This window comes from Ruegeria sp. HKCCSA071, from assembly GCF_017872555.1.
Lineage (GTDB): Bacteria > Pseudomonadota > Alphaproteobacteria > Rhodobacterales > Rhodobacteraceae > Ruegeria.
In genome coordinates this window covers 112,260-135,303 of the sequence record NZ_JAEDOX010000005.1, presented here as the reverse complement: position 1 = coordinate 135,303, position 23,044 = coordinate 112,260, and the positions used below count along the sequence as shown (strand labels likewise).

The following is a 23,044-nucleotide window of genomic DNA, read 5'->3' as shown; positions in this document are numbered from 1 at the left end:
GCTGCCAGCCCGGCATGACACGTCACCCAAGGCGATCACGAGCAGGCGCGCCGGTTCACCGGCGCGGCTTGCACGTTCTCTTTCATCCGGACTTTGACCGTCGGCTCTGGCGTCTCACCAGATCTGCTGACACCCCGTAAACCGGGGCCGCTCGCGGGCTTACGGGTCGTGGCCCGCATACCGCCGGTGGGGAATTCCACCCCGCCCTGAGAACGAGGCGGACCTTGCCAAGAACTGTCCGACGCTGCAAGAGATTTGACAGGAGGACATTCATGCACCCTAACCCCGCTTTCCGCGCCGAGGATCGAGCCCGGCATGTTGAATTCGCCCGCGACCGGGCGTTTGGCGTTCTGGCACTCTCTGCGGAAGAAGCGCCGTTATTAAGCCACGTCCCGTTTCTACTGTCCGAAGACGGCTCACTGGCTGACCTGCATCTTGTGCGTTCGAACCCTATTGTACGAGCGCTACGCGGCCCTCAACACGCAAAGATCGCGGTGCAGGGGCCGGATGCTTATGTTTCGCCCGATTGGTACGGTGTCGAAGATCAGGTTCCGACATGGAATTATGTCGCCGTGCACCTGATCGGAAAGCTTGAGCTACGCCCGCAGGACGAGTTACGTGACGTGCTTGACCGCCAATCTGCGTTCTACGAAAAGCGGCTGCTGCCCAAGACCCCATGGGGCACGGGCAAGATGTCCTCGGACGCGCTGAAGAAGATGATGCGCATGATCGTACCGTGCCGCATGCACATTGAAGATATTCAGGGCACCTGGAAGCTTGGTCAGAACAAACCCGAGGGCGCGCGAAATGCCGCCGCTGATCAGGTTTCTGCTGGCTTTGGCAGTGAAATCGCCCGGCTGGCCGCCTTGATGCACAAGGCATAGCCAGCACCAGGCACCGGGTTTACTGGGGGCTGAAGGTCGCCAGATAAGCGGCAATATCGTCTGCACCGTTCTTGAGTTTGACGCTCATGTTCGGGCGAGCAGTTTCGTCATCCAGAAAATCCTGGATGAAGCCGATCGGATCCTGCGCATAGGCAACGATGTTTTCCTCGGTCCAGACCAGACCTTCTTCGCCGGCACGGATCATGTCATCCGTGAACATGCCGATCGGCAGGCGCTCGCTTCCATAGCGATATTCGTTTTCGGACCCGGCCACGCGACCGACGATGCCATACAGATTCGGGCCGGTGATTCCACCTTTGACCAGAACTTCACCATCCTTGATGATCGCATGACACGAAGAACAACGGTTATATATCGCCTCACCTTTTGTGGGATCACCCGCGGCAAGGGTCTGAGTGGGAAGGGCCATTGTGCACAAGGCAGTGGCCAGAACGATCTTTGACATTGGGGTCTCCTTGCGGGAGTTCGCACGCCTTTTGCGCTTTCCTTTATTCGCGCGGAAAGTGCAACAGGTGAGGCGCGTGCAATTTTTGATTTAAATCATCTATTTAGCGAGTATGTTTTTGTTGAAAACAATCCCTGCTTAGCGGCGCTGATTATGTACCTTTTGGGCGCAAATCAGCGGCTCCCAAGACAGGCTTCAAATACCTGATCCGGGTGGCGTATGGCGGGGTGGGTACGCGAATCAATGGCGCAGGAAACAAAGTTGCCCACAAAGTCGCACGCGAGATTCACCAAAAAACACCGCCCGCAGCTGCTGGAAACGACACATGCGGCGTATTGCGCGTTTATGAACGCTGGACGAACACTATTCTCCCCGATAGTAAGCGCGGTTAAGACACCGCATTCGTGCGGTGCGCGAGCTATTTGCCCGTCCGCGGGCGCCAGACAATCGGAGATAACCTCGTGTCCCACGCAGAAGACCACGAAGGCACCCGCAGAGATTTCCTGTACTACGTCGCTGGCGGTGCAGGTGTCGTTGCAACGGGTGCAGCCGTATGGCCCCTGATCAACCAAATGAACCCATCGGCAGACGTTCAGGCGCTGTCCTCGATCCGTGTGGATGTGAGCGGTGTTGAGCCGGGTACGCAGCTGACTGTCAAATGGCTGGGCAAACCCGTCTTTGTCCGTCACCGCACCGGTGCCGAAATTCAGGAAGCCCAGGAACAGGACGCTGAAGGTGTTGATGCGCTGCCCGATCCGCTGGCCCGCAACTTTAACCTGAGCGCCGATGCCCCTGCGACCGACGCAAACCGCGTGATGCCATCGCCGGAAGGCGAAGCACCGGGTGCATGGGTCGTCCAGATGGGTGTTTGCACCCACCTCGGCTGTGTGCCTCTGGGTGATGCAGGCGACTTTGGTGGCTGGTTTTGCCCCTGCCACGGTTCGCATTATGACCTTGCCGGTCGTATCCGCAAAGGCCCCGCGCCTGAGAACCTGCCCATTCCGCCCGCAGAGTGGGTGGACAACGGCACAATCAAACTCGGCTAAGGGAGACCCAAACTTATGTCCGGAATTCCCCACGATCATTACGAGCCGAAGACAAACGGCGAGAAATGGCTGAACAGCCGCCTGCCGATTGTTGGCCTGTTGTATGACACCCTCATGATCCCGACCCCCAAGAACCTGAACTGGTGGTGGATCTGGGGCATCGTTCTGGCGTTCTGCCTGGCGCTGCAAATTGTCACCGGTATCATCCTGGTGATGCACTATACGCCGCATGTTGATCTGGCATTTGCCAGCATTGAACACATCATGCGTAACGTAAATGGCGGTTACTTTATTCGCTACCTGCACATGAACGGCGCATCGCTGTTCTTTGTTGCGGTCTACATCCACATCTTCCGCGGCTTGTTCTATGGCTCATACAAAGCCCCGCGCGAGATCACGTGGATCGTCGGTATGCTGATCTACCTGATGATGATGGGCACCGCCTTCATGGGCTATGTTCTGCCATGGGGTCAGATGTCCTTCTGGGGTGCGACTGTGATCACCGGTCTGTTCGGTGCCATTCCGTTTGTGGGTGACGCGATCCAGACCTGGCTGCTGGGCGGACCCGCGGTGGACAACGCCACGCTGAACCGCTTCTTCTCGCTGCACTATCTGCTGCCGTTCATCATCGCGGCTTTGGTCGTGGTGCACATCTGGGCCTTCCACACCACGGGCAACAACAACCCCACAGGAGTTGAAGTACGTCGCGGCTCGAAGGACGAGGCGAAGAAAGACACGCTGCCGTTCTGGCCGTATTTCGTGATCAAGGACCTGTTCGCGCTGGCCGTGATCCTGGTCGTGTTCTGGGCTGTTGTCGGTTTCATGCCGAACTATCTGGGTCACCCGGACAACTATATCGAAGCCAACCCGCTGGTTACGCCTGCTCACATTGTGCCTGAATGGTACTTCCTACCGTTCTACGCGATCCTGCGTGCCTTTACCGGCGAAGTCTGGGTCGTTCAGTTCGCCAGCTTCATCACCGGTGGCATCGTTGACGCCAAGTTCTTTGGTGTTCTGGCGATGTTTGGCGCGATCCTGGCCATGGCGCTGGCGCCTTGGCTAGACACGTCGAGCGTGCGTTCGGGCAAGTACCGTCCGATGTTGAAATGGTGGTTCTACCTTCTGATCATCGACTTCTTTGCCTTGATGTGGCTGGGTGCGATGCCTGCGGAAGAACCCTATGCGACCTTCTCGCTGATCGCATCGGCTTACTGGTTCGCCTATTTCTTCGTGATCCTGCCGATCCTCGGCGTGATCGAGAAACCTCTGGCCCAGCCCGAGACCATCGAAGAAGACTTCAACGCGCATTATGGCAAGGCTGACGCCGACGCCACGCCGGCCGAGTAAGAAGAGGGACCGGAAACATGTTCAAGAAACTTGCAATCGGCGCCGCGTTTGCTCTGGCTTTGACCCCTGCTGCTTCCATTGCAGCAGGTGGTGGTGAGCAGCATATCGAAGATTTCGCCTTCTCGTTCGAAGGCCCGTTCGGCACCTGGGATCAGCACCAGCTGCAACGTGGCTTGCAGATCTATACCGAGGTCTGCGCAGCTTGCCACGGTCTGCAATATGTGCCACTTCGTGACTTGGAAGCACTGGGTTACTCGGAAGAAGAAGTCATCGCATACGCTGCTGGCAACTTCGAAGTTTTCGACCCCGAGCTGGACGATTTCCGCCCAGCGATTCCGACCGACCACTTCCCGGCCAATACCGGCGTCGGTGCACCGGACCTGAGCCTGATGGCGAAGGCGCGTGCCGGTTTCCACGGGCCATATGGCCTGGGCATCAACCAGCTTGTCAAAGGCATGGGCGGTGCGGAATACATCGCGTCCTTGCTGCACGGCTACACCGGTCATGAAAAAGAAGAAGCAGGTACGGTGCTCTACGAAAACACTGCCTTCCCCGGCGGCTGGATTTCGATGGCGCCTCCGCTGGCTGACGAGCAGGTCGAGTTTGCGGACGGGCACTCGAACACGGTCGAGCATATGGCCGAGGATGTTGCCGCATTCCTGATGTGGGCGGCCGAGCCAAAGCTGACAGACCGAAAGAACGCGGGCTTTGTTGGTGTGATCTTCCTGACCGTTCTGTCGGTGCTGCTGTACCTGGTCAACAAGCGTCTCTGGGCGCCGCACAAGGGCAAACTCCGCAAGGAAGATTGATCGATCCGTCTATCCGGATTTTACTAAATCAGCCCCCGCACCGTCAGGTTGCGGGGGTTTTCTTTTGCCATGCCTCCATCAGCGCGCGCTTATTTTGCCGAAATAAGCCCCCGGTCAATGGATCGGACAGCTTCACCAGCGCACATCAGCCACAACGGCCGATCAATTGCCGTTTGTCTGAAACACGGAGTCACGACAATGAAACTACCTATTCTTTTTGCCTCAATACTAATTGCTTCACCGGTATTGGCGCTGGACCTTGCACCCGATGCCGAGCTTGGAAAGTCCGAAGCCGAAATTCGGCAAACGCTGACGGGCATGGGATTCGATGTCCGCAAAATCGAGACGGAAGACGGCAAGATCGAAGCCTATGTCGTCAAGGATGGTCAACTGGCCGAGGTTTACGTCGACCCCGCTAGCGGCAAAGTCGTCAAGATTGAGGACCAGTAACCGGAATGTCTGAAACACAATTCTCCCATCGTGGGCGCACAGGCGCCCACGAAGTTCAGGTTTGGGATCCTTTGGTCCGGTTGGTTCACTGGGTTGTAGCCTTGTGCGTTCTGATCAACGCGGCGATTTCTAATCCCGAGGGCGCGTTTCACGAATATGTAGGCTATGTCGTATTGGCTTTGGTCTTGTTGCGGTTGCTTTGGGGGTTAACGGGCCCGGCTTTTGCCAGGTTCACCGCCTTTCCTCTCAGCTCCCGTTCGGCCCTCAATCACCTGCGGGACATGGGGCGGGGTGATCGCAGCGTGCACCTTTCACACAACCCTTTGGGGGCCCTAATGGTCTATAACCTATGGGCGACACTGCTGGCTTTATGTGTGACAGGAATCATGATGGGGACGGTTCGATTCTTTGGCGTCGAATGGGTCGAAGGCCTGCACGAGCTGGCCTTCAACTGGCTGATGCTATCTGTTCTGCTGCATGTTGCCGGGGTTTTCATCGATCAGTGGCGAACTGGTGTCGCTTTGGCAAAGGCTATGATAACAGGGCGTAAGAATATACCTGAGGACTGGTCAATAAAATGATCAAATGGATCAGCAGCCATCGGCGGCCCGGCGATACAGACGCTCGCCGGGCTGTACTTATGTCGATAATGATCGTTGTTCAGGTACTTTGCGTGGTGTTTTACCTTGGCGACGTCGCCCTGGATTTAAAGGAAGGCGAAGGACCTTCTCACGTAAGTCTTGAGGCTTTTGTCGCATTTGTTCTGCTTGCCGGAATTGTCTTTTTCATGATTGAACTTCGACGCCTGCTGGCAAGGGTGGAACAGACCAAGCTTGGCCTTCAGGCCGCGCAGGGTGAAATGAGCGTGGTCATCAACACGTTCTTTGACCGTTGGGGGCTTACCGCTGCCGAGCGTGACGTGGGGCTCTTGGTTCTGAAGGGGCTGGATAACGAGAGTATCGCGCGCATCCGGGGGCGGGCCGTTGGGACCGTGCGCGCGCAGACCGCCTCGATCTATGCCAAAGCCGCGGTTGACGGGCGTGCGCAGCTGATAAGCGTATTCATGGAAGAATTGCTTGCCGCAGAAGGTGAGGCTGAGGAACTTCAGACAACCAAACTGTGATCATTCGCCCCAATGGCTCGGGCGGTTACGATCTGCCCTTCGGGCTGAGGTGCATTGAACGTAACTTCGGTGAATTGTTCCGTCCGCCCCATATGCGGGTTCTCCATCAGGATCCGGTGAGTTTTGCCGATCTGTTCTGACAGGTGTTTCCTGACCTGAACGTCCCCAGCCGCACGCAGACGGGCTGCGCGATCCTTGATTACATTGCCGTTCACCTGCTGCGGGATACGGGCTGCTGGGGTGCCTTCGCGTTTCGAATATGGGAAGACATGCAGCCAGGTCAGATCGCAATCGGTAACCAGTTTCAGCGAGTTCTCGAAATGCGCTGCGGTCTCGGTCGGGAAACCTGCGATGATGTCGGCACCAAAGGTCATGTCGGGGCGCAGTTTCCGGGCCTCTTCGGTAAACCGGATGGCATCGTCGCGCAGGTGGCGACGCTTCATGCGCTTCAGGATCAGATTGTCACCATGCTGAAGCGACAGGTGCAGATGCGGCATCAGGCGTGGTTCGGTTGCGATGGCCTGCATCAGGTTTTCGTCCACTTCGATCGAGTCGATCGAACTGATCCTCAGGCGAGCCAAATCCGGCACTAGCTTCAGGATGCGCATCACCAGATCGCCCAGTTTGGGCTGCGCAGGCAGATCGGCCCCCCATGAGGTTAGGTCAACGCCGGTCAGCACCACCTCATGATAGCCCCGATCCACCAGCCGCTTGATCTGATCCACCACAACACCGGCAGGCACGCTGCGGGAATTGCCCCGGCCATAGGGAATGATGCAAAAGGTACAGCGGTGATCGCAGCCGTTCTGAACCTGCACATAAGCGCGTGAGCGTGTGCCAAACCCGTCGATCAGGTGCCCGGCCGTTTCGGTGACAGACATGATGTCATCGACCTGAACGGTCTCGGTCTCACCGATAAAGTCGGCGGCCATGCCTTTCCAGGTTTCTGGCCGCATCTTTTCCGTGTTGCCGATCACCGCATCGACCTCGGCCATCTGCGCAAAGGTGTCGGGTTCTGTCTGGGCAGCACACCCGGTGACAATCAGCCGGGCGTTCGGATTTTCACGACGAAGTTTCCGGATCTCCTGTCGCGCCTTGCGCACAGCCTCAGCCGTGACGGCACAGGTGTTTATCACCACGGCATCCGTCAGTCCGGCTTGTTGCGACAGCTCTTTCATCGCCTCGGTTTCATAGGCGTTCAGGCGGCAACCCAACGTAGTGAATTTGGGCGGGTTCATCCCAGCGTCCTCAGGAACTCGGGCGACAGCGTTCCCGAGAAGACGTGACAGGTTGACCCGGTCATCCAGACACCATCCTCGCGCCAGTCAACCCAAAGAGTTCCGCCATCGAGATCAATCTGCACCTTTCGCCCCGTCAGCCCACGCCGCGCCGCAGCCACCGCAGTTGCACAGGATGACGACCCTGATGCCAGGGTGATGCCCACGCCCCGTTCCCACACCCGCATGCGGATGTGATCCGGACCCACAACCTGAGCCACCTGCACATTGGTGCGCTCGGGATACAAAGGATGGTGTTCATAGCGCGCGCCGAACTCGGCCAACGGTATCGCCTCGGCGTTTTCAACAAAGAACGTGCAGTGCGGATTGCCCATACCCGTCGCTGTCGGGGCGCCCTCGATGGGCAGTTCCAGCGTGTCCATCTCTTCAGCCAGCGGAATTTCGTGCCATTCCAACTGAGGAAGACCCATATTGACCGAGGTCAGCCCATCACCTGCGTCCTGCGCAAAAAGTGTTCCACGTTCGGTTGTCAACGTCAGCTGGGTTTTGCCCGTCTCATCCATCAACATTCGTGCGATGCATCTTGTGGCGTTGCCACACGCCGCCGAAGTTGATCCATCCGAATTGTAAAACACCAGATGCGCGTCCGCCGCACCGTTTTCGATTACGGCCAGCTGATCGAATCCCACACCAAAATGCCGATGCCCGATTCCTCGAGCCAGAGCCGGGGTAATCGAAACATCCTGCATGCGCGCGTCAACGACGACGAAGTCATTTCCCAGCCCATGCATCTTAACAAAGGGCAATCCGGTATCGAGTTTCTGTTGCATGGCGGCGATATAGCGTCGGTCGGAACATGAATCCACCCTGTCGCGTCGAATCGTGAAAAAAGGGGTTGACCCCCCTGCGCCACCTGCCTAAGTAGGCCGCCTATCGGGTCGCCGGAAACACAGGTTGTTTCAGCGAAACGAGGCGCAAATTAAGGGCTTGAATCCGGTTGGGAAATTGCCGTAAAGAGCGCCACGGATCAATAAGATCCAACAAAAGAGTGGGCCGTTAGCTCAGTTGGTAGAGCAACTGACTTTTAATCAGTGGGTCGCAGGTTCGAATCCTGCACGGCTCACCACTTTTTTCCTTGCATTCAAAGGCATTAATGGATTCAAGCGGAGCGCTTTTCGACGCGAAGCTTCTTAGGATCAATAGACGCCATCAATATCATACACGTGCATCGACATAAGCTAAAATAGATGATTTGGGCTTAGAAGGTCGGCCTTGAGATGAGATCATAAAACTTGAAACCTACCCAAGAAAGCGAGTTGAGCGAATTCAAGATAATGGAAGAACTGGTGCCGCTGAAGGGACTCGAACCCCCGACCCCATCATTACGAATGACGTGCTCTACCAGCTGAGCTACAGCGGCGCCTTGAGTCATCCGGAACTGGTCTCTGCCGGATGAGATGGCTCATTTAAACTGTCAGCCTGAAGCCTGCAAGACCAGTTATTTCTCCTCGGGCCTTTCCGCTCTTTTCACCAGATGTTGTCGTCGAGGTATTGGGCCAATGATCAATCCATTGGGGCGAGCTTCCAGTTTGTGAAATTTTTGTAACGACGCAAAAGTCGTTTTGACTCCATAACTATAATTCCATAATTCATGAAATATGATAACAGAAGTAATCGATCAACTGGCCATCCTTGGCCATCCACAACGTATCACCGTGTTTCGCATGTTGATGCGACGGTATCCCGACGCCGTTCCGGCGGGGGAACTGGCGTCGGAACTGGGGATTAAGTCCAGCACCTTGTCGAACTATCTCAACGCGTTGCTGCGATCCGGGTTGGTCAAGCAGGAACGCTCCGGGACATCACTGCTCTATTCGGTTGAAATGAAGAACGTGCAGCACATGTTCGATTTCCTACTCGTGGATTGCTGCCGTGGCCGACCCGATCTTTGCATGCCCTTGGCGAAAGGACGTGAAACCATGGCTGACCGAAAATTCAACGTGTTATTCATTTGCGTGGGTAATTCTGCCCGGTCGATCTTTGCCGAATCCCTTTTGCGGGATATCGGCGGGGATCGATTCACTGTCTATTCGGCCGGCATACGGCCGTTTTCCGAACTCAACCCGTTTGCAATTCAAGTTCTGCAAGACAAGGGGCACGATACTTCGGCGCTCCGCTCAAAGAATGTATCCGAGTTCTCGGGGCGGGACGCGCCTGAAATGGATTTCGTCTTTACGGTCTGCAATCAGGCTGCGAACGAAGAATGCCCCGCCTGGGAAGGCCAGCCAATCAGCGGTCACTGGGGCATGGCAGATCCGGTCAAGGCAGAAGGTACCGATGCCGAAAAAAGCCTGGCCTTTCAAAACGCGTACGGCGCGCTGAAACGTCGGATTCAAGCCTTTACATCACTGCCGGTTGAAAGCCTGGACCGGATCGCACTGCAATCCGCCGTTGATGAAATCGCGCGGTCGCCCCTTGAGGATGCACCATGACGACTTACGCTTTGAACGGCCTTGGCCGAATGGGGAAACTGGCCCTGAAGCCCTTGTTGGAACAGGGCGCGAATATCGCTTGGATCAACGATTCTGTCGGCGACCCCCAGATGCACGCGCATCTGTTGGAGTTCGACACCGTGCATGGACGATGGGATGCAGAATTCAGCTTTGATGCCGACAGCATCACGGTCAACGGAACCCGCCTGCCGTTAATTGGCACAAAAGACCCGAGCGCATTGCCGCTGGACGGTGTTGACGTGGTGATCGACTGCACCGGCGTGTTCAAGACCGAAGCGAAGCTGGCACCGTATTTTGACGCTGGGGTGAAGAAGGTTGTTGTTTCTGCTCCGGTCAAGGACGGGCCGACAGCCAATATCGTCATGGGTGTGAATGACGGAACCTACGACCCCGCGGCGCATAGGATCGTGACGGCGGCCTCGTGCACGACAAACTGTCTTGCGCCTGTCGTGAAGGTCATTCACGAAAACCTGGGCGTCCGCCACGGATCGATGACGACGATTCACGACGTAACCAACACGCAGACAATCGTGGATCGGCCTGCCAAGGATCTCAGGCGCGCACGCTCGGCCCTCAACTCACTGATCCCGACCACAACCGGCTCGGCCACGGCCATCACTCTGATCTATCCGGAACTCAAAGGTCGTTTGAACGGCCATGCGGTTCGGGTGCCGTTGCTGAACGCCTCGCTCACCGATTGTGTGTTCGAGGTTGAGCGTGAAACCACAGTGGAAGAGGTCAACACTTTCTTCAAAGCCGCTGCCGAGGGCGAACTGAAGGGCATTCTGGGTTATGAGACCCGCCCACTGGTATCCACCGATTACACCAATGACAAACGCTCTTCGATCATCGATGCGCCCTCGACCATGGTGATAAACGGGACGCAGGTGAAAATCTATGCGTGGTACGACAATGAGATGGGCTATGCGCACCGCTTGGTGGATGTGGCGCTGATGGTCGGGTCCTCGCTGTGACCCAGCGGCCCGAAGGACTGTCGGCTTATGTCGCGGTCACGGCGGCCTATTGGGCCTTCATGCTGACTGACGGGGCGCTCAGGATGTTGGTGCTGCTGCACTTTCACACCATGGGCTTCACGCCGGTTCAGCTGGCCTATCTGTTTGTGCTTTATGAGATCGCAGGGATCGTCACAAACCTGGCCGCAGGCTGGATTGCCGCCCGGTTCGGGTTAACTTCCACCCTTTATGCGGGATTGGGGCTGCAGGTGGTGGCGTTGCTTGCCATGACGCAGCTTGATCCGCACTGGACCGTTACCGCCTCGGTCAGCTTTGTGATGATGGTGCAGGGGGCAAGCGGAGTGGCCAAGGATCTGGCCAAGATGTCGTCGAAATCTTCTGTTAAGCTGCTGGCCCCGTCCGAGGGCGGAGGGCTGTTTCGGTGGGTCGCTGTGCTGACCGGATCAAAAAATGCCGTCAAAGGGCTGGGTTTCCTGTTGGGCGCGGCCATGCTGGCCACGTTGGGAATCATGGCGGCAATCCTGGTCATGGCGGCGGTTTTGGCACTGATCCTGTTTGCAGTTATCCTGTTCATGCCAGCGGGCCTGCCGAAGGGGCGAAAAGGGGCAAAATTCTCGGAAGTATTGTCAAAATCCGCCAATGTGAACTGGCTATCCGCAGCGCGTGTCTTTCTGTTCGGCGCGCGCGATGTCTGGTTCGTGGTCGGCATTCCGGTCTATTTCTACACCGTCCTGTCGGATGGCACCGACGACGGCAACCGTGCCGCGTTCTTCATGATCGGAACATTTATGGCGCTGTGGGTCATCTTCTATGGCGCAGTGCAGGCCTACGCGCCAAAGATCCTTCGTGCGGCGGATCGAACCGAAGGCGATTTGATCCGCGCGGCGCGCAGTTGGGCGAGTGCCCTTTTCTGCGTTCCTGCGGCTCTAACATTGGCCATATTGCTGTCACATGGGCCTGAAACCTGGCTGACCACAACGCTTGTGGCTGGGCTGCTGATCTTCGGAGCAATATTTGCGGTGAATTCATCGCTGCATTCCTATCTGATCCTGGCCTTCACCCGGTCTGAACGTGTGACAATGGATGTCGGGTTTTATTACATGGCAAATGCAACAGGCCGGCTGATCGGCACGGTTCTGTCCGGCCTGACCTATCAGATCGGAGGGTTGCCCTTGGTTCTCGGGACCGCGACCGTGATGGTTGCCCTTGCTGCGCTGACTTCAGGCAAACTGACGGACCAAACCTCCGAAGCACTGACGTGACCGTTTTTGAACGATACCTCTCAATCTGAATCGCCCTCGCCATGATTGGTGGCACCCTGATCGGGCAGGCTGCATAATGCTATCGAAGAACGAATGGCGGAAATTCAATATGTTTCGGCATATGCCTTAGCAAATCAAAACGGCAACGCTGGCCGCAGAAACCCGGTATCTGCTAAATTATCCGATTTTTCTGGTGACCCCGGCAGGATTCGAACCTGCAACCTGCCCCTTAGGAGGGGGCTGCTCTATCCAGTTGAGCCACGGGGCCGTGCCAGGCTCTCTGTAACCGGGATTTTCCGGGTTGTCATCGCCTTTGCACAATTGTTGTACACACCGACCTGTTCACGCTACCATCGGACAAAACAACAACGCAGGTGCCTCCCGTGAACAGTGAAACCAAACGCCCGCTTACCCTTCGTGATGTGTCCGAGGCTTCCGGAGTATCCGAGATGACGGTAAGCCGGGTTCTGCGTAACCGGGGGGATGTGTCTGACGCCACCCGCACCCGCGTTCTGGCGGCCGCCAAGGAGCTTGGCTATGTTCCCAACAAGATCGCGGGCGCATTGGCGTCCAGCCGGGTTAATCTGATCGCGGTGATCATCCCTTCGCTTTCGAACATGGTCTTCCCCGAGGTGATGACAGGCATCAACCAGGTGTTGGAAGACACCGAACTGCAACCCGTGGTCGGTGTAACCGATTATCTGCCCGAGAAAGAGGAAAAAGTGCTGTACGAGATGCTCTCGTGGCGGCCCTCTGGCGTGATCATTGCGGGGCTTGAACATACCGAAGCCGCACGCGCCATGCTGGATTCGGCGGGTATTCCGGTGGTCGAGATCATGGACACGGATGGCAAGCCGGTGGATGCGATGGTGGGGATCTCACATCGCCGCGCCGGGCGCGAAATGGCGCAGGCAATCCTGAAGGCCGGGTATCAGCATATCGGTTTCATGGGTACCAAGATGCCGCTGGACCATCGCGCACGGAAGCGGTTCGAGGGCTTTACCGAGGTTTTTGGCAAACACGGGATCGAGATCGAGGATCGCGAGTTCTATTCCGGCGGATCGGCCCTGGCCAAAGGGCGCGAGATGACCCAGGCCATGCTGGAACGCTCACCCGAGCTGGATTTTCTGTATTACTCGAACGATATGATCGGGGCCGGTGGCCTGCTGTACCTGCTGGAACAGGGTATCGATATTCCGGGACAGATCGGTCTGGCCGGGTTTAACAATGTCGAGCTTTTGCAAGGCTTGCCCCGAAAACTCGCGACGATGGACGCCTGTCGTCTGGAAATCGGCCGTCAAGCCGCTCAGATCATCGCCGAACGTCTGGAAAATCCTGATACCGAGATCGAGACACGCGTTACTCTGACCCCCACGATCAGTTATGGTGACACGCTGAAACGGCGATGAACACACCCCTGAAAAGGCTCGACAATCGGGCGGCACGGGCGATCTTCATGGACCGCCACGCTTTGGGCGAACAACCCTCGGGTTCGGCCAAAGGTGTCGCGCTTCTGGATCTGATCCAACGGCTTGGGTTTGTTCAGCTTGACAGCATCAACACCGTTGCCCGAGCACATGACATGATCCTGTTCTCGCGCAGGCCCGCCTATCGCAGCGCCAACCTGAAAAGGCTCTATGAAAGGGACAATGCGCTTTTCGAGCATTGGACGCACGATGCAGCGGTCATTCCGATGGAGTTCTATCAGCATTGGCATCTGCGCTTTCAGCGGGATGCGGATATGTTGAAGGCGCGGTGGAAGAACTGGCGGCGGGATGGGTTCGAACAGCAGTTTGACACTGTCCTGCAACACATCCGCGACCATGGGGCGGTGTCGTCATCGGATGTTGGCAAGGATGAAAAGAAGGGCTCGGGTGGGTGGTGGGACTGGCACCCATCTAAAACCGCGTTGGAGTATCTGTGGCGCTCGGGTGCCCTGACCGTCGTTGGTCGGGATGGCTTCCAGAAACGCTATGATCTGACAGAGCGCGTGATTGAAACACATCTCTGCCCCGGCAGCACGCCCTGTGATGCCGAGGGGACCGTGGATTGGTTGTGCAACGCCGCACTGGACCGGCTGGGATTTGCAACATCCGGAGAGTTGGCGGCTTTCTGGGACACCGTCAGCGCGGCTGAGGCAAAAGACTGGTGCGCTGCGGCGCTGGAAAGTGGCGATATTGAAGAAATCGAGGTTACCTGTGCCGATGGGCGCTTGCGCAAGACATACGCCCGACCAGATCTGACGACCGAAGTACCGCAGCCACCAGGCCGCATTCGCGTGCTCAGCCCGTTTGATCCCATGCTGCGCGACCGCAACCGGGCCGAGCGGCTGTTCGGCTTTCACTACCGCATCGAGGTTTTCGTCCCCGAGGCCAAACGAACCTATGGATACTACGTTTTTCCGCTGCTTGAGGGCGACCGTATGATTGGCCGTATCGATATGAAAGCCCACCGCGATCGTGACCTGCTTCACGTCAAAGCGCTCTGGCCCGAGCGCCGGGTCCGCTGGTCAGATGCCCGTACCCGACGCCTGAACGCCGAGCTGGACCGGGTGCGGCGACTGGCCGGTGTGGAACATGTGACTTTCGCCAAGGACTGGCTGAAAGAGCCTGTTTAGGGTCTATTCTGCGTCTGACAGGGTCAACTTGACCGGCTCCAGCCTATCAATCTTACCTGTCAGAACATCCCCCGCAACGACCGGACCAACACCAGCCGGCGTACCGGTCAGGATCAGGTCACCGGGGCGCAGGTGGTAAAAGCCGGACAGGTGCATGACAATCTCGTCGATCTTCCAGATCAGCTCCTCCAGGGTCGCGTTCTGGCGCAACTCTCCGTTTACGCTTAGCTGAATGCGTTTGTCATCCTCCGGGGTCCAGTCGGTGGCTGGTGTCAACGGGGCAAAGACCGCTCCGTATTCGACGTCCTTTCCCAGATCCCAGGGCCGCTGCTTGTTGCGCTCGCGGATTTGCAGATCACGGCGCGTCATATCCAGGGCGCAGCCATAGGCAAAAACGGCATCCCACGCCTGCGCGCTAGTGGCGCGAAACACGGGCTTTCCAATGGCCAATGCCAATTCCATCTCATGATGGTAATTCTGGGTCCCGGCAGGATAAGGAACCGTCGCACCTGAGAGTACGGCGTTCGGGGCGGATTTGGTGAAGTAAAAAGGTGCCTCGCGATCCACCTCATTCCCCATTTCGGCGGCATGGGCTGCATAATTTCGACCGACGCAGAAGATCCGTCCAATGGGATATCCGGCCGCCGCGCCGACAACGGGGATGGTGATCGGGTCCGGAAGCGGAAACAGGCTGTTTGGCATGATAGTCCCTGAAGGTTGCGCAACTGCCATATTACGTCTGCCAGACCCGCCAGCAAGCCCGGAAAACACGCTGTATTTCGCCAATCTCGAAGAGGTGTTTCAGCGTGAAACGGCTCAATTCTGACCGGAATGACTGACGCCGTGTCAAAAATTGGTTTCATCAGTTTTTATGGTCTCACCAGTACACAAACAGGTCGAAACAACTCTTGGCTCAGTCCAAATCCGGGCTAAATCCTCAGGTAGTCAGGCCCGCGCCGATTTCGGTGCGGTGTCAAAATTCAGAACAGCAGCTTTGGTAAAGCATTTCACCAAAGTGACGTCGGCAAACCATACGCTGACCCATTTACCGGTCGGCAACTGCCTAAACCAGTTTCGGAGAGTATAGGTGCAAGGCCCCTCCCCCAAGGGCCAAAAGGCCCTGTTCAGAGCCATATCACAGGCTTTTCATGTACTCCGAAGCACAGGCCGGACCGTCAGGTTTGACGTAACCGGTCTTGGGCCAGGCACCAACGACCAGGCCGGGTCTGGCCGCCCCGTCGGAGACTCCCCCTACAGTTTCCGGCGGGGTCACTGCCGAAGACATCTGATGCAGTGCCGATGATCAGGATTCGAGGTCTTTCAACTCGTTCAGCAGATCCAGCAGGAGTTCATGCTTGTCCGGCCCAAGCTGAGATCGAATACGTTCTGCCTGAGCCGTGCTTGCAGCCAGATTGGCGCGAATGATCTGAACCCCTTTTGTGCTGATCTCAACAACCTGACGTCGTCGGTCCGCCGGATGGCTGCGCCGCGTGATCAGTCCACGGGTCTCCAGCTTTTGCAGAATGCGTGTCAGGCTTGGCAGTAACAGGCAGGCGCGATCAGCGATATGGGTCGGCTCTTGCGGGCCTTCTTCGTTCAACACCCGCAACACGCGCCACTGCTGTTCCGTGACGCCAGCGTCAGCCAGCATTGCTCGAATGGGTCCCATAACCTTTTCCCGCGCCCGCAAAAGCGCAATAGGCAAAGATCGCGACGTCAGAGGGAGATCGTCGGTCATAAGAAAATTATCACCGAAATCCGGGATATAAGCAAGCAACCCGACACACAGCAGCAGCGCCCACACCTGTATTCGCACGTTATGCGGGCCGATTTCAGGCTGGACAATTAAGAACGACCGTTGAAGATGCGACCGAGATCCATTTCATGTCCTTCTCACCTGCACCGGCTCAAATATGAGGTTTCAGCATGTCAGCCCCAAAGAATATGTTCAAACAGGCTCTAATAAAGGGCGAACAGCAGATTGGTTGCTGGATGAGCTTTGCCGAATCCGTCACCGCCGAGATCATGGGAACCGCGGGTTTCGATTGGCTGGTGATCGATGGTGAACATGCGCCAAATGATATCCGCTCGATCCGGGATCAACTGACAGCTTTGGCCAGCAGCGCATCTCATCCCGTTGTGCGGGTCCCTGTTGGAGAGACTTGGTTGATCAAGATGGTTCTGGATGCCGGTGCCCAGACAGTGCTGGTTCCGGTCGTTGAAAGCGCCGCGCAGGCGCAGGATCTGGTCCGTGGCTGCCGTTATCCGCCGGACGGGGTGCGGGGTGTTGGTGCAGCGGCATCGCGCGCCACGATGTATGGGTCTACAAGTGACTATATCCAGACCGCAGATCAGGAAATCTGCCTGTTGTTGCAAGTGGAAACCCGCGCCGGAGTGGCCGCGTTGGATGACATTCTTCAAGTCGAAGGTGTGGATGGCGTTTTCATTGGCCCCGCTGATCTGTCAACCGACATGGGGTACAAAGGCAACAGCACCGCACCCGAGGTGCGCGCGGTCATCGCGGACGCCCTGGCCCGGATCAAGGCCGCAGGCAAAGCACCGGGCATCCTTGCCACCAATGACGAAGCGCGTCAGGCCTATCTGGACATGGGCGCCCAATTTCTAGCGGTCGGTATAGATGTGATGCTGCTGGCACAGGCGGCACGCGCGCTGGCCGGGCAATGGAAACCATCCTAAACAGTCAACCGCGCATTGCCGACGCGGCCTGCGCATAGCCACCCGAGGCTCCATCAACAAAATGCACATGGTCATCCCGTGTGGCCGAGGGGACGATACATGTCATCATCGCCTCGTCCTGTGCGTGCAAACCGTATCTGATTTTCCCCCGGCGACGCGCCTCTTCAAGCAGGTGTTCGATTTGGCGCAATGTGTCCGGATCGCAGTCGAGCGTCATTTTCAGCCCGTCATCAAACTTTCTGTAATCGGCATTGCTGCTGACCATATGTCTGTAATGGTCCGGCTCAAAGCGTCCCATCCGCAGGCCAGTTTTGAACAATACCGCGATCAACAGGTTCTGAACCAGCAGGACGACTTTGTGCAAAATCACATGACGCCCGTCGCGCGACACGTGTGCGTCGATGTCAAGGCCGGGCGGAGGCCATGTCATGGGCGGACCCTTTTCCGACACCGGATGGCCTGCGCGCTCAAGCGCTTCCGACGCGGATAGGACGGATTGCGCAAGATCGGCAAAGTCCCGTTCGGTTGCTGACGGTGTGGACTGTACGACCAGTGAAACGATCTGACCGTGACGGGCCGGGCTGTTGGACCACCTGCAAGACAGACCTGTCAGATCCGGCTGTGCACCTGGCCCTGCGGGTGTGACCATGTTTTGCCCGGCTTTCATCCCGGCCTCGGCCCAGGCCAGACCACCGCCGGAAAACATAGCGTAATCCACTCCGGTAGAGGGTGCATAGCGCGCAACGCGCAGATCCTTACCCGCTTTGCGAATATCAGCCACCGACACCAACGCCGCCCGCAATGGCATAGAGAACTCTTCATCTGCCCAGCGCCGCAAATCCGCCAGCGTAGCCCGGGCGGTTTCAGCTTTTCCAGGCGGGACAGCAAACCCCGCCCCATCGCCGCCAAAAACATATGGAAACAACGCGCCGTCCATTGCATTGATCATGGCCGAAATGACCGCAGCGCCCACAGTATTGACGGTCTTGTACCGGCCCCGCGCAATTTCGCCCGTTGAATCGACAATGTCGGCAACACCCAGAACCCAATCATCGGGCAGTTTTGAAAACTGCGCAGGATCTGACAGACGGGTAAAATCGCGCTGCAAGGGAAGGTTTTCGTAAAATGCAGACTGGAGGTCTTTCATGCTCCCCCTCGGAATCAATGTTTTGACAAAGATAGCCGGAAGGCGAGCCATGTCCTGATTTTGAAACATAATACACAGGCTTGTGCGTTGCATCACGGCGTGCCAAGCATTTTCCTCGGACGAGCAGGAAAGGGCTAAATATGCAGGCAGGTTTGGTGGTTTTATGCCTGGGCTATGTGCTGAGCCAGTTTTTCCGTGCCTTCCTTGCGGTTCTCAGCCTGGATCTGGAACGTGACATCAGTGCCGCGCCCGAAGATCTGGCCTTTGCTTCCGGTCTTTGGTTTATCGTGTTCGCCGTCATGCAGATCCCGGTCGGATGGGCGCTGGACAAGATTGGCCCCCGCCTCACGTCCGCCGCGCTGCTTCTGGTGGGCGGGGCAGGTGGAGCGGCGGTTTTCGCAGCCGCAACAACGCCCTTGCACATCAGCATAGCCATGGGCCTGATCGGTGTCGGGTGCTCTCCGATTCTTATGGCATCCTACTATATCTTTGCGCGCGAATACCCTCCGGCGCAGTTTGCCACATTGGCCGCCGTGATGCTGGGTGCAGGCTCTGTAGGCAATCTGGTGGCTTCTTATCCAACTGCGCTTGCCGTGGAATGGATGGGATGGCGTGCAACGATGGTCGGGCTGGCCATGTTATCCGTCACAATCGCATTGGGCCTGTGGCTGACCGTTCATGACCCTTCGAAGGTCGAAACAGAACGCAAGGGATCGCTGCTGGATCTGCTGAAGGAGCCTGCCCTGTGGCTGATCCTGCCCCTGATGCTGGTTGCATACGCCCCAGCTGCCGCGCTGCGCGGGCTTTGGGCCGGGCCGTACCTGAATGACGTTTTCGGCCTCAGTTCCACTCAGATCGGCACCGCAACGCTGATCATGGGCGCGGCTATGATTGCGGGCACTTTTGTCTACGGACCGCTGGACCGTATTTTTGGCACCCGGAAATGGGTGGTTTTCGCTGGCAACGCTTTGGGTTCAGTTGCGCTGGGCCTGCTCTGCCTGTGGATTGATAATGCAATATGGCTGTCCGTCCTGCTAATGGCTGTCGTCGGCTTTACCGGTGCCAGCTTCCCGGTCATCATGGCCCATGGCCGGGCGTTTGTCCCTCCGCATCTGGTAGGGCGTGGTGTGACATTGCTGAACCTGTTCGGCATCGGCGGCGTTGGTATAGCTCAATTTGTCACCGGGCGTATTCACGCAGCCACCGTGCTCACAGGACCAACCGCGCCCTACACGGCAATATTCGGGTTTTTTGCGGTCACCCTTGCCATAGGGTGCGTGATCTATCTATTCAGCCGGGATAGTGTGGATTGATGCAGCCATCAGGAGAGCCCGTTGAAAGACCCCGTTGTCATAGCCCCAAATCTGAAACGCAGACTTTCGGGCGTAACGGCTACCATAGCACGACTGGTTCCGCTGCAAGCGCAATGGATCAATATCGTCGCCACTGGCCCTGGTCTGCCCGCCGACACCCCGCACATCCCGCTTGGTCGACTGCCTTTCCTGTCGCGTCGTAAATGGCGGGTCTGGCACGCGCGCCGCAACACCGAGATGCTACTGGGCCTCATCCTGCGCGATATGTTCCGGTTGAAACTCAAAATGCTGTTCACAAGCGCGTCCCAAAGGCCGCACACAGGCTATACCAAATGGCTGATCGGCAAGATGGATGCTGTCGTTGCAACCTCGCGCAAAACCGCAGGGTATCTTGAGCGAGACTCGCAGGTGGTAATGCATGGCATCAACCTGCAGGACTTTGTTCCGCCTTCAGACAAGGCCGCTGTCCGTGCCCGGCTGGGGCTGCCAGATGGGCTACTATTGGGGTGTTATGGCCGTATCCGACACCAAAAAGGCACGGATGCCTTTGTCGACGCCATGATTGACGTTTGCGGACGGTTCGACACAGTGTCCGGTATCATCATGGGCCGGGCAACCGAGAAACACACCGTTTTTCTGGCCGAACTGAAGGATAAAGTCGCCAAAGCTGGCTTGTCTGATCGCATCCTTTTCAAGCCCGAGGTCACCGTAGATCAGATTGCTGAATGGTATCAGGCCCTGGACCTGTTTGTTGCGCCACAGAGGTGGGAGGGGTTTGGTTTGACCCCTCTCGAAGCGATGGCCTGCGGTGTTCCGGTCGTGGCCACAGATGTCGGCGCGTTTTCCGAGATTATTACTGATCCGTCCTTTGGCAAAGTGGTGACCCCCGATGACGTTCCTGCCTTGGTCGAGGCGATTGCGCAAATGCTGAAAAGTAATGATTCCCTGTCACAAGCAGGCCAGGCATCCCGGGCCCATGTCGAGCAGCATTTCGACATTCAGGGCGAAGCAAAGGCGCTGGTTGCGCTTTATGAACGACTTTTGAACGATTGAACCGCTTGAATTTGGCATCAGTCGTTGAAAACCCCGCTGATAGCCCTTTTTTCTTCGCCGCAACGCAGCTATGAACGCGCGTCCTTAACTTTGGAGACATGAAATGGGCTATCGCGTCGTAGTCGTCGGCGCCACGGGCAACGTGGGCCGCGAAATGCTGAACATTCTGGCTGAACGCCAGTTCCCGGTTGATGAACTTGCCGCCCTGGCAAGCCGTCGCTCGCTGGGTACCGAAGTAAGCTTTGGCGACAAGACCCTTACGACCAAAGATCTGGACACGTTCGATTTCACCGGCTGGGACATGGCGCTGTTTGCAGTGGGGTCCGAGGCGACCAAGGTCTATGCCCCCAAGGCAGCGGCCGCGGGTTGTGTGGTGATCGATAACTCGTCGCTCTATCGCTATGACCCGGACATTCCGCTGATCGTGCCGGAATGTAACCCGCAGGCGATCCACGACTATAAGAACAAGAACATCATCGCCAACCCCAACTGCTCGACCGCGCAGATGGTTGTCGCGCTGAAGCCGCTGCATGACCGCGCCAAGATCAAGCGCGTTGTTGTGTCGACCTATCAGTCGGTTTCGGGTGCCGGCAAGGAAGGTATGGATGAGCTTTGGGATCAGACCAAGGCCATCTACAACCCTACCACCGAAGTTGAGCCGAAAAAGTTCCAGAAGCAGATCGCCTTCAACGTCATTCCGCAAATCGACGTTTTCATGGAAGACGGCTCGACCAAGGAAGAGTGGAAGATGGTTGTCGAGACCAAGAAGATCGTCGACCCGTCGATCAAGGTTACGGCCACCTGCGTCCGCGTTCCGGTCTTCGTCGGCCATTCCGAGGCCGTGAACATCGAGTTCGAGGAATTCCTGGACGAAGACGAAGCCCGCGATATCCTGCGCGAAGCGCCAGGCATCATGGTGATCGACAAGCGCGAAGCGGGTGGCTACGTCTCGCCCATCGAATGCGCAGGCGACTTTGCCACATTCATCAGCCGCATCCGCCAGGATTCGACCATCGAGAACGGCCTGAACCTGTGGTGCGTCAGCGACAACCTGCGCAAGGGCGCCGCCCTGAACGCGGTTCAGATCGCCGAGCTGCTGGGCCGTGAGGTTCTGAACAAGGGCTGACAAACAGCTTCTTTGGACAGGAAACAAAGAAACCCGCTGCATGTTCAGCGGGTTTTTTTGTACCATTCGTCAAGTTTCCGGCCTGTGCCGCCAATGAGCGAGGGTTTTGAAAGACGGGCTTCCCAACACCTACGTCACCGTGAACAAGAAAATAGATTAACTACGGCAGGTACCCGGACGTTGCCTCCTTTATCAAACTGTTCGAAGTTTACCTTCACGGCATGTTCAATCGCCACTTCGTCGGCTTCGCTCCCTTTGTGGGATTTCATTATGCGAGCCGCTGGGCCGACCTTGCTGGCAGCCCGCGCCGCACCCGCAACTCCGCCTGGAGGTGTAAGTAGAATGTCTACCGGACGGGCTTCGACATTGGATAAGCCTGCCCGTTTCATCAAGTCAGCTACGCGATTGCAATCCTGAAAAGCAGACGGTCCGGGCGCATTGGGATTCCCTTTTGGCTGAGGCCCAAACCTTTCTTCAGCCGCTTGTTTCGGAATCTCGAACCAAGGGTTTTTGGCCACAGAAGCCCAGCAAACAAATACCATTTTCCCGCGAGTGTTCAGCGCATTGGATAGATTTCCAAGGGCTGCAACCGGATCGGCGAAGAAGCTCATGCCTAATCGGGACACCAGAAGATCAAAAGGATGGGCTGAAAAATCATGCGTTTGGGCATCGGCCAAGAGGAAGGTGGCGTTTCGAATTCCTTCTGCCTTTGCTCTACTGGCAGCACGACCAAGAAGGGCCTCCGAAATGTCCACCCCAAGCACATCGCCATCCGGCACGCGCTGGGCCGATTCAAGGGTGCTTGCCCCCGTCCCGCACCCTATGTCGATGATGCGGTCTGTTGGAAGGATGTTGGTCGTAGCGAGCATCATGTTCAACATACCGGCCATCGCGGTATCAAGGGCATGCTCGTGTTCAATCCATTTCAACCCTGCAGGAGAAGCCCAATAATCAGCCTGCGCTTTGTTTGCATCCATGG

At 57.1% G+C, this 23,044-nt stretch carries 24 protein-coding genes, 3 tRNA genes and 1 riboswitch; of the genes, 18 read left to right on the top strand and 9 right to left on the bottom strand.

Features of this window, described 5'->3' with window-relative positions:
* Window positions 1-70 precede the first annotated feature (70 nt).
* Window positions 71-218: riboswitch (FMN riboswitch) on the bottom strand.
* Window positions 219-272: 54 nt separating this feature from the next.
* Window positions 273-884: an FMN-binding negative transcriptional regulator gene (locus I9188_RS12760; RefSeq protein ID WP_209506972.1), complete on the top strand. Its 612-nt coding sequence runs from the start codon at window positions 273-275 to the stop codon at window positions 882-884.
* A gap of 19 nt (window positions 885-903) precedes the next feature.
* Here the strand turns inward: I9188_RS12760 and I9188_RS12755 are convergent, their stop codons facing one another.
* A complete protein-coding gene (locus I9188_RS12755) occupies window positions 904-1,350 on the bottom strand; it encodes a cytochrome C (protein WP_209506971.1) in 447 nt (148 codons plus the stop codon).
* 461 nt (window positions 1,351-1,811) lie between these two features.
* Between I9188_RS12755 and petA the strand changes: the two genes are divergently transcribed.
* The 6 genes from petA (at window position 1,812) to I9188_RS12725 (ending at window position 6,125) form a co-directional block, all read left to right on the top strand.
* On the top strand, window positions 1,812-2,396 hold the full coding sequence (gene petA / locus I9188_RS12750; protein ID WP_209506970.1) for a ubiquinol-cytochrome c reductase iron-sulfur subunit: 585 nt from the start codon (window positions 1,812-1,814) through the stop codon (window positions 2,394-2,396).
* Between the two features lie 15 nt (window positions 2,397-2,411).
* On the top strand, window positions 2,412-3,743 hold the full coding sequence (petB, locus tag I9188_RS12745; protein ID WP_209506969.1) for a cytochrome b: 1,332 nt from the start codon (window positions 2,412-2,414) through the stop codon (window positions 3,741-3,743).
* A 17-nt stretch (window positions 3,744-3,760) separates the two neighbouring features.
* Window positions 3,761-4,552, top strand: a complete 792-nt coding sequence (locus tag I9188_RS12740) for a cytochrome c1 (protein WP_209506968.1) — start codon at window positions 3,761-3,763, stop codon at window positions 4,550-4,552.
* A gap of 198 nt (window positions 4,553-4,750) precedes the next feature.
* Window positions 4,751-5,002: a PepSY domain-containing protein gene (locus I9188_RS12735; protein WP_209506967.1), complete on the top strand. Its 252-nt coding sequence runs from the start codon at window positions 4,751-4,753 to the stop codon at window positions 5,000-5,002.
* A 5-nt stretch (window positions 5,003-5,007) separates the two neighbouring features.
* Window positions 5,008-5,583, top strand: a complete 576-nt coding sequence (locus I9188_RS12730) for a cytochrome b/b6 domain-containing protein (protein ID WP_209506966.1) — start codon at window positions 5,008-5,010, stop codon at window positions 5,581-5,583.
* Window positions 5,580-6,125 carry a LuxR C-terminal-related transcriptional regulator gene (locus I9188_RS12725; RefSeq protein ID WP_209506965.1) on the top strand — a complete coding sequence of 182 codons (546 nt, stop codon included), beginning with the start codon at window positions 5,580-5,582 and terminating at the stop codon, window positions 6,123-6,125. Before I9188_RS12730 ends, I9188_RS12725 begins: the two co-directional genes overlap by 4 nt.
* On the opposite strand, the gene mtaB is transcribed toward I9188_RS12725, so the two are convergent.
* Together mtaB and dapF are read right to left on the bottom strand one after the other, a co-directional pair.
* A complete protein-coding gene (gene mtaB, locus I9188_RS12720; RefSeq protein WP_209506964.1) occupies window positions 6,107-7,363 on the bottom strand; it encodes a tRNA (N(6)-L-threonylcarbamoyladenosine(37)-C(2))-methylthiotransferase MtaB in 1,257 nt (418 codons plus the stop codon). The two genes, I9188_RS12725 and mtaB, sit on opposite strands and share 19 nt — an antisense overlap.
* On the bottom strand, window positions 7,360-8,193 hold the full coding sequence (dapF, locus tag I9188_RS12715) for a diaminopimelate epimerase (RefSeq protein ID WP_209506963.1): 834 nt from the start codon (window positions 8,191-8,193) through the stop codon (window positions 7,360-7,362). The genes mtaB and dapF overlap by 4 nt, the downstream gene beginning before the upstream one ends.
* 220 nt (window positions 8,194-8,413) lie before the next feature.
* Here dapF and I9188_RS12710 point away from each other — a divergent pair.
* A tRNA-Lys gene (locus I9188_RS12710) sits at window positions 8,414-8,489 on the top strand.
* Window positions 8,490-8,707: 218 nt separating this feature from the next.
* Here I9188_RS12710 and I9188_RS12705 read toward each other — a convergent pair.
* A tRNA-Thr gene (locus tag I9188_RS12705) sits at window positions 8,708-8,783 on the bottom strand.
* Between the two features lie 238 nt (window positions 8,784-9,021).
* Here I9188_RS12705 and I9188_RS12700 point away from each other — a divergent pair.
* From I9188_RS12700 to arsJ, 3 genes are read left to right on the top strand one after another with little or no spacing between them, the layout of a single operon-like run.
* Window positions 9,022-9,855 (top strand): helix-turn-helix domain-containing protein, encoded by an 834-nt coding sequence (locus tag I9188_RS12700; RefSeq protein ID WP_209506962.1) that lies wholly within the window; start codon window positions 9,022-9,024, stop codon window positions 9,853-9,855.
* Window positions 9,852-10,850: an ArsJ-associated glyceraldehyde-3-phosphate dehydrogenase gene (locus I9188_RS12695; RefSeq protein WP_209506961.1), complete on the top strand. Its 999-nt coding sequence runs from the start codon at window positions 9,852-9,854 to the stop codon at window positions 10,848-10,850. The genes I9188_RS12700 and I9188_RS12695 overlap by 4 nt, the downstream gene beginning before the upstream one ends.
* Window positions 10,847-12,112 (top strand): organoarsenical effux MFS transporter ArsJ, encoded by a 1,266-nt coding sequence (gene arsJ / locus I9188_RS12690; RefSeq protein ID WP_209506960.1) that lies wholly within the window; start codon window positions 10,847-10,849, stop codon window positions 12,110-12,112. Before I9188_RS12695 ends, arsJ begins: the two co-directional genes overlap by 4 nt.
* A 191-nt stretch (window positions 12,113-12,303) precedes the next feature.
* On the opposite strand, the gene I9188_RS12685 is transcribed toward arsJ, so the two are convergent.
* Window positions 12,304-12,380: transfer RNA gene (locus I9188_RS12685), tRNA-Arg, on the bottom strand.
* Between the two features lie 115 nt (window positions 12,381-12,495).
* On the opposite strand from I9188_RS12685, the gene I9188_RS12680 reads away from it, so the two are divergent.
* Together I9188_RS12680 and I9188_RS12675 are read left to right on the top strand one after the other, a co-directional pair.
* Window positions 12,496-13,521 carry a LacI family DNA-binding transcriptional regulator gene (locus I9188_RS12680; RefSeq protein WP_209506959.1) on the top strand — a complete coding sequence of 342 codons (1,026 nt, stop codon included), beginning with the start codon at window positions 12,496-12,498 and terminating at the stop codon, window positions 13,519-13,521.
* Entirely contained in the window at window positions 13,518-14,729 is a 1,212-nt protein-coding gene (locus I9188_RS12675) for a crosslink repair DNA glycosylase YcaQ family protein (RefSeq protein ID WP_209506958.1), read from the top strand. The genes I9188_RS12680 and I9188_RS12675 overlap by 4 nt, the downstream gene beginning before the upstream one ends.
* Window positions 14,730-14,732: 3 nt before the next feature.
* On the opposite strand, the gene I9188_RS12670 is transcribed toward I9188_RS12675, so the two are convergent.
* Window positions 14,733-15,431, bottom strand: a complete 699-nt coding sequence (locus tag I9188_RS12670) for a fumarylacetoacetate hydrolase family protein (RefSeq protein ID WP_209506957.1) — start codon at window positions 15,429-15,431, stop codon at window positions 14,733-14,735.
* Between I9188_RS12670 and I9188_RS20385 the strand changes: the two genes are divergently transcribed.
* Window positions 15,430-15,555 carry a hypothetical protein gene (locus I9188_RS20385; protein WP_280922405.1) on the top strand — a complete coding sequence of 42 codons (126 nt, stop codon included), beginning with the start codon at window positions 15,430-15,432 and terminating at the stop codon, window positions 15,553-15,555. The two genes, I9188_RS12670 and I9188_RS20385, sit on opposite strands and share 2 nt — an antisense overlap.
* Before the next feature lie 477 nt (window positions 15,556-16,032).
* On the opposite strand, the gene hpaR is transcribed toward I9188_RS20385, so the two are convergent.
* A complete protein-coding gene (hpaR, locus tag I9188_RS12665; RefSeq protein WP_209506956.1) occupies window positions 16,033-16,467 on the bottom strand; it encodes a homoprotocatechuate degradation operon regulator HpaR in 435 nt (144 codons plus the stop codon).
* Window positions 16,468-16,655: 188 nt separating this feature from the next.
* On the opposite strand from hpaR, the gene I9188_RS12660 reads away from it, so the two are divergent.
* Window positions 16,656-17,426, top strand: a complete 771-nt coding sequence (locus tag I9188_RS12660; protein WP_209506955.1) for an HpcH/HpaI aldolase/citrate lyase family protein — start codon at window positions 16,656-16,658, stop codon at window positions 17,424-17,426.
* 4 nt (window positions 17,427-17,430) lie between these two features.
* On the opposite strand, the gene I9188_RS12655 is transcribed toward I9188_RS12660, so the two are convergent.
* Entirely contained in the window at window positions 17,431-18,573 is a 1,143-nt protein-coding gene (locus I9188_RS12655) for a DUF3095 domain-containing protein (protein ID WP_209506954.1), read from the bottom strand.
* 140 nt (window positions 18,574-18,713) lie between these two features.
* On the opposite strand from I9188_RS12655, the gene I9188_RS12650 reads away from it, so the two are divergent.
* From I9188_RS12650 to I9188_RS12640, 3 genes are all read left to right on the top strand, one after another.
* Window positions 18,714-19,886, top strand: a complete 1,173-nt coding sequence (locus I9188_RS12650) for an MFS transporter (RefSeq protein WP_209506953.1) — start codon at window positions 18,714-18,716, stop codon at window positions 19,884-19,886.
* Window positions 19,887-19,907: 21 nt separating this feature from the next.
* Window positions 19,908-20,939 carry a glycosyltransferase family 4 protein gene (locus I9188_RS12645; RefSeq protein ID WP_209506952.1) on the top strand — a complete coding sequence of 344 codons (1,032 nt, stop codon included), beginning with the start codon at window positions 19,908-19,910 and terminating at the stop codon, window positions 20,937-20,939.
* 103 nt (window positions 20,940-21,042) lie between these two features.
* Window positions 21,043-22,065, top strand: a complete 1,023-nt coding sequence (locus I9188_RS12640; RefSeq protein WP_209506951.1) for an aspartate-semialdehyde dehydrogenase — start codon at window positions 21,043-21,045, stop codon at window positions 22,063-22,065.
* A gap of 134 nt (window positions 22,066-22,199) precedes the next feature.
* Here the strand turns inward: I9188_RS12640 and I9188_RS12635 are convergent, their stop codons facing one another.
* Window positions 22,200-23,042, bottom strand: coding sequence for a class I SAM-dependent methyltransferase (locus tag I9188_RS12635; RefSeq protein WP_209506950.1), 843 nt, complete (start codon window positions 23,040-23,042; stop codon window positions 22,200-22,202).
* Window positions 23,043-23,044 lie beyond the last annotated feature (2 nt).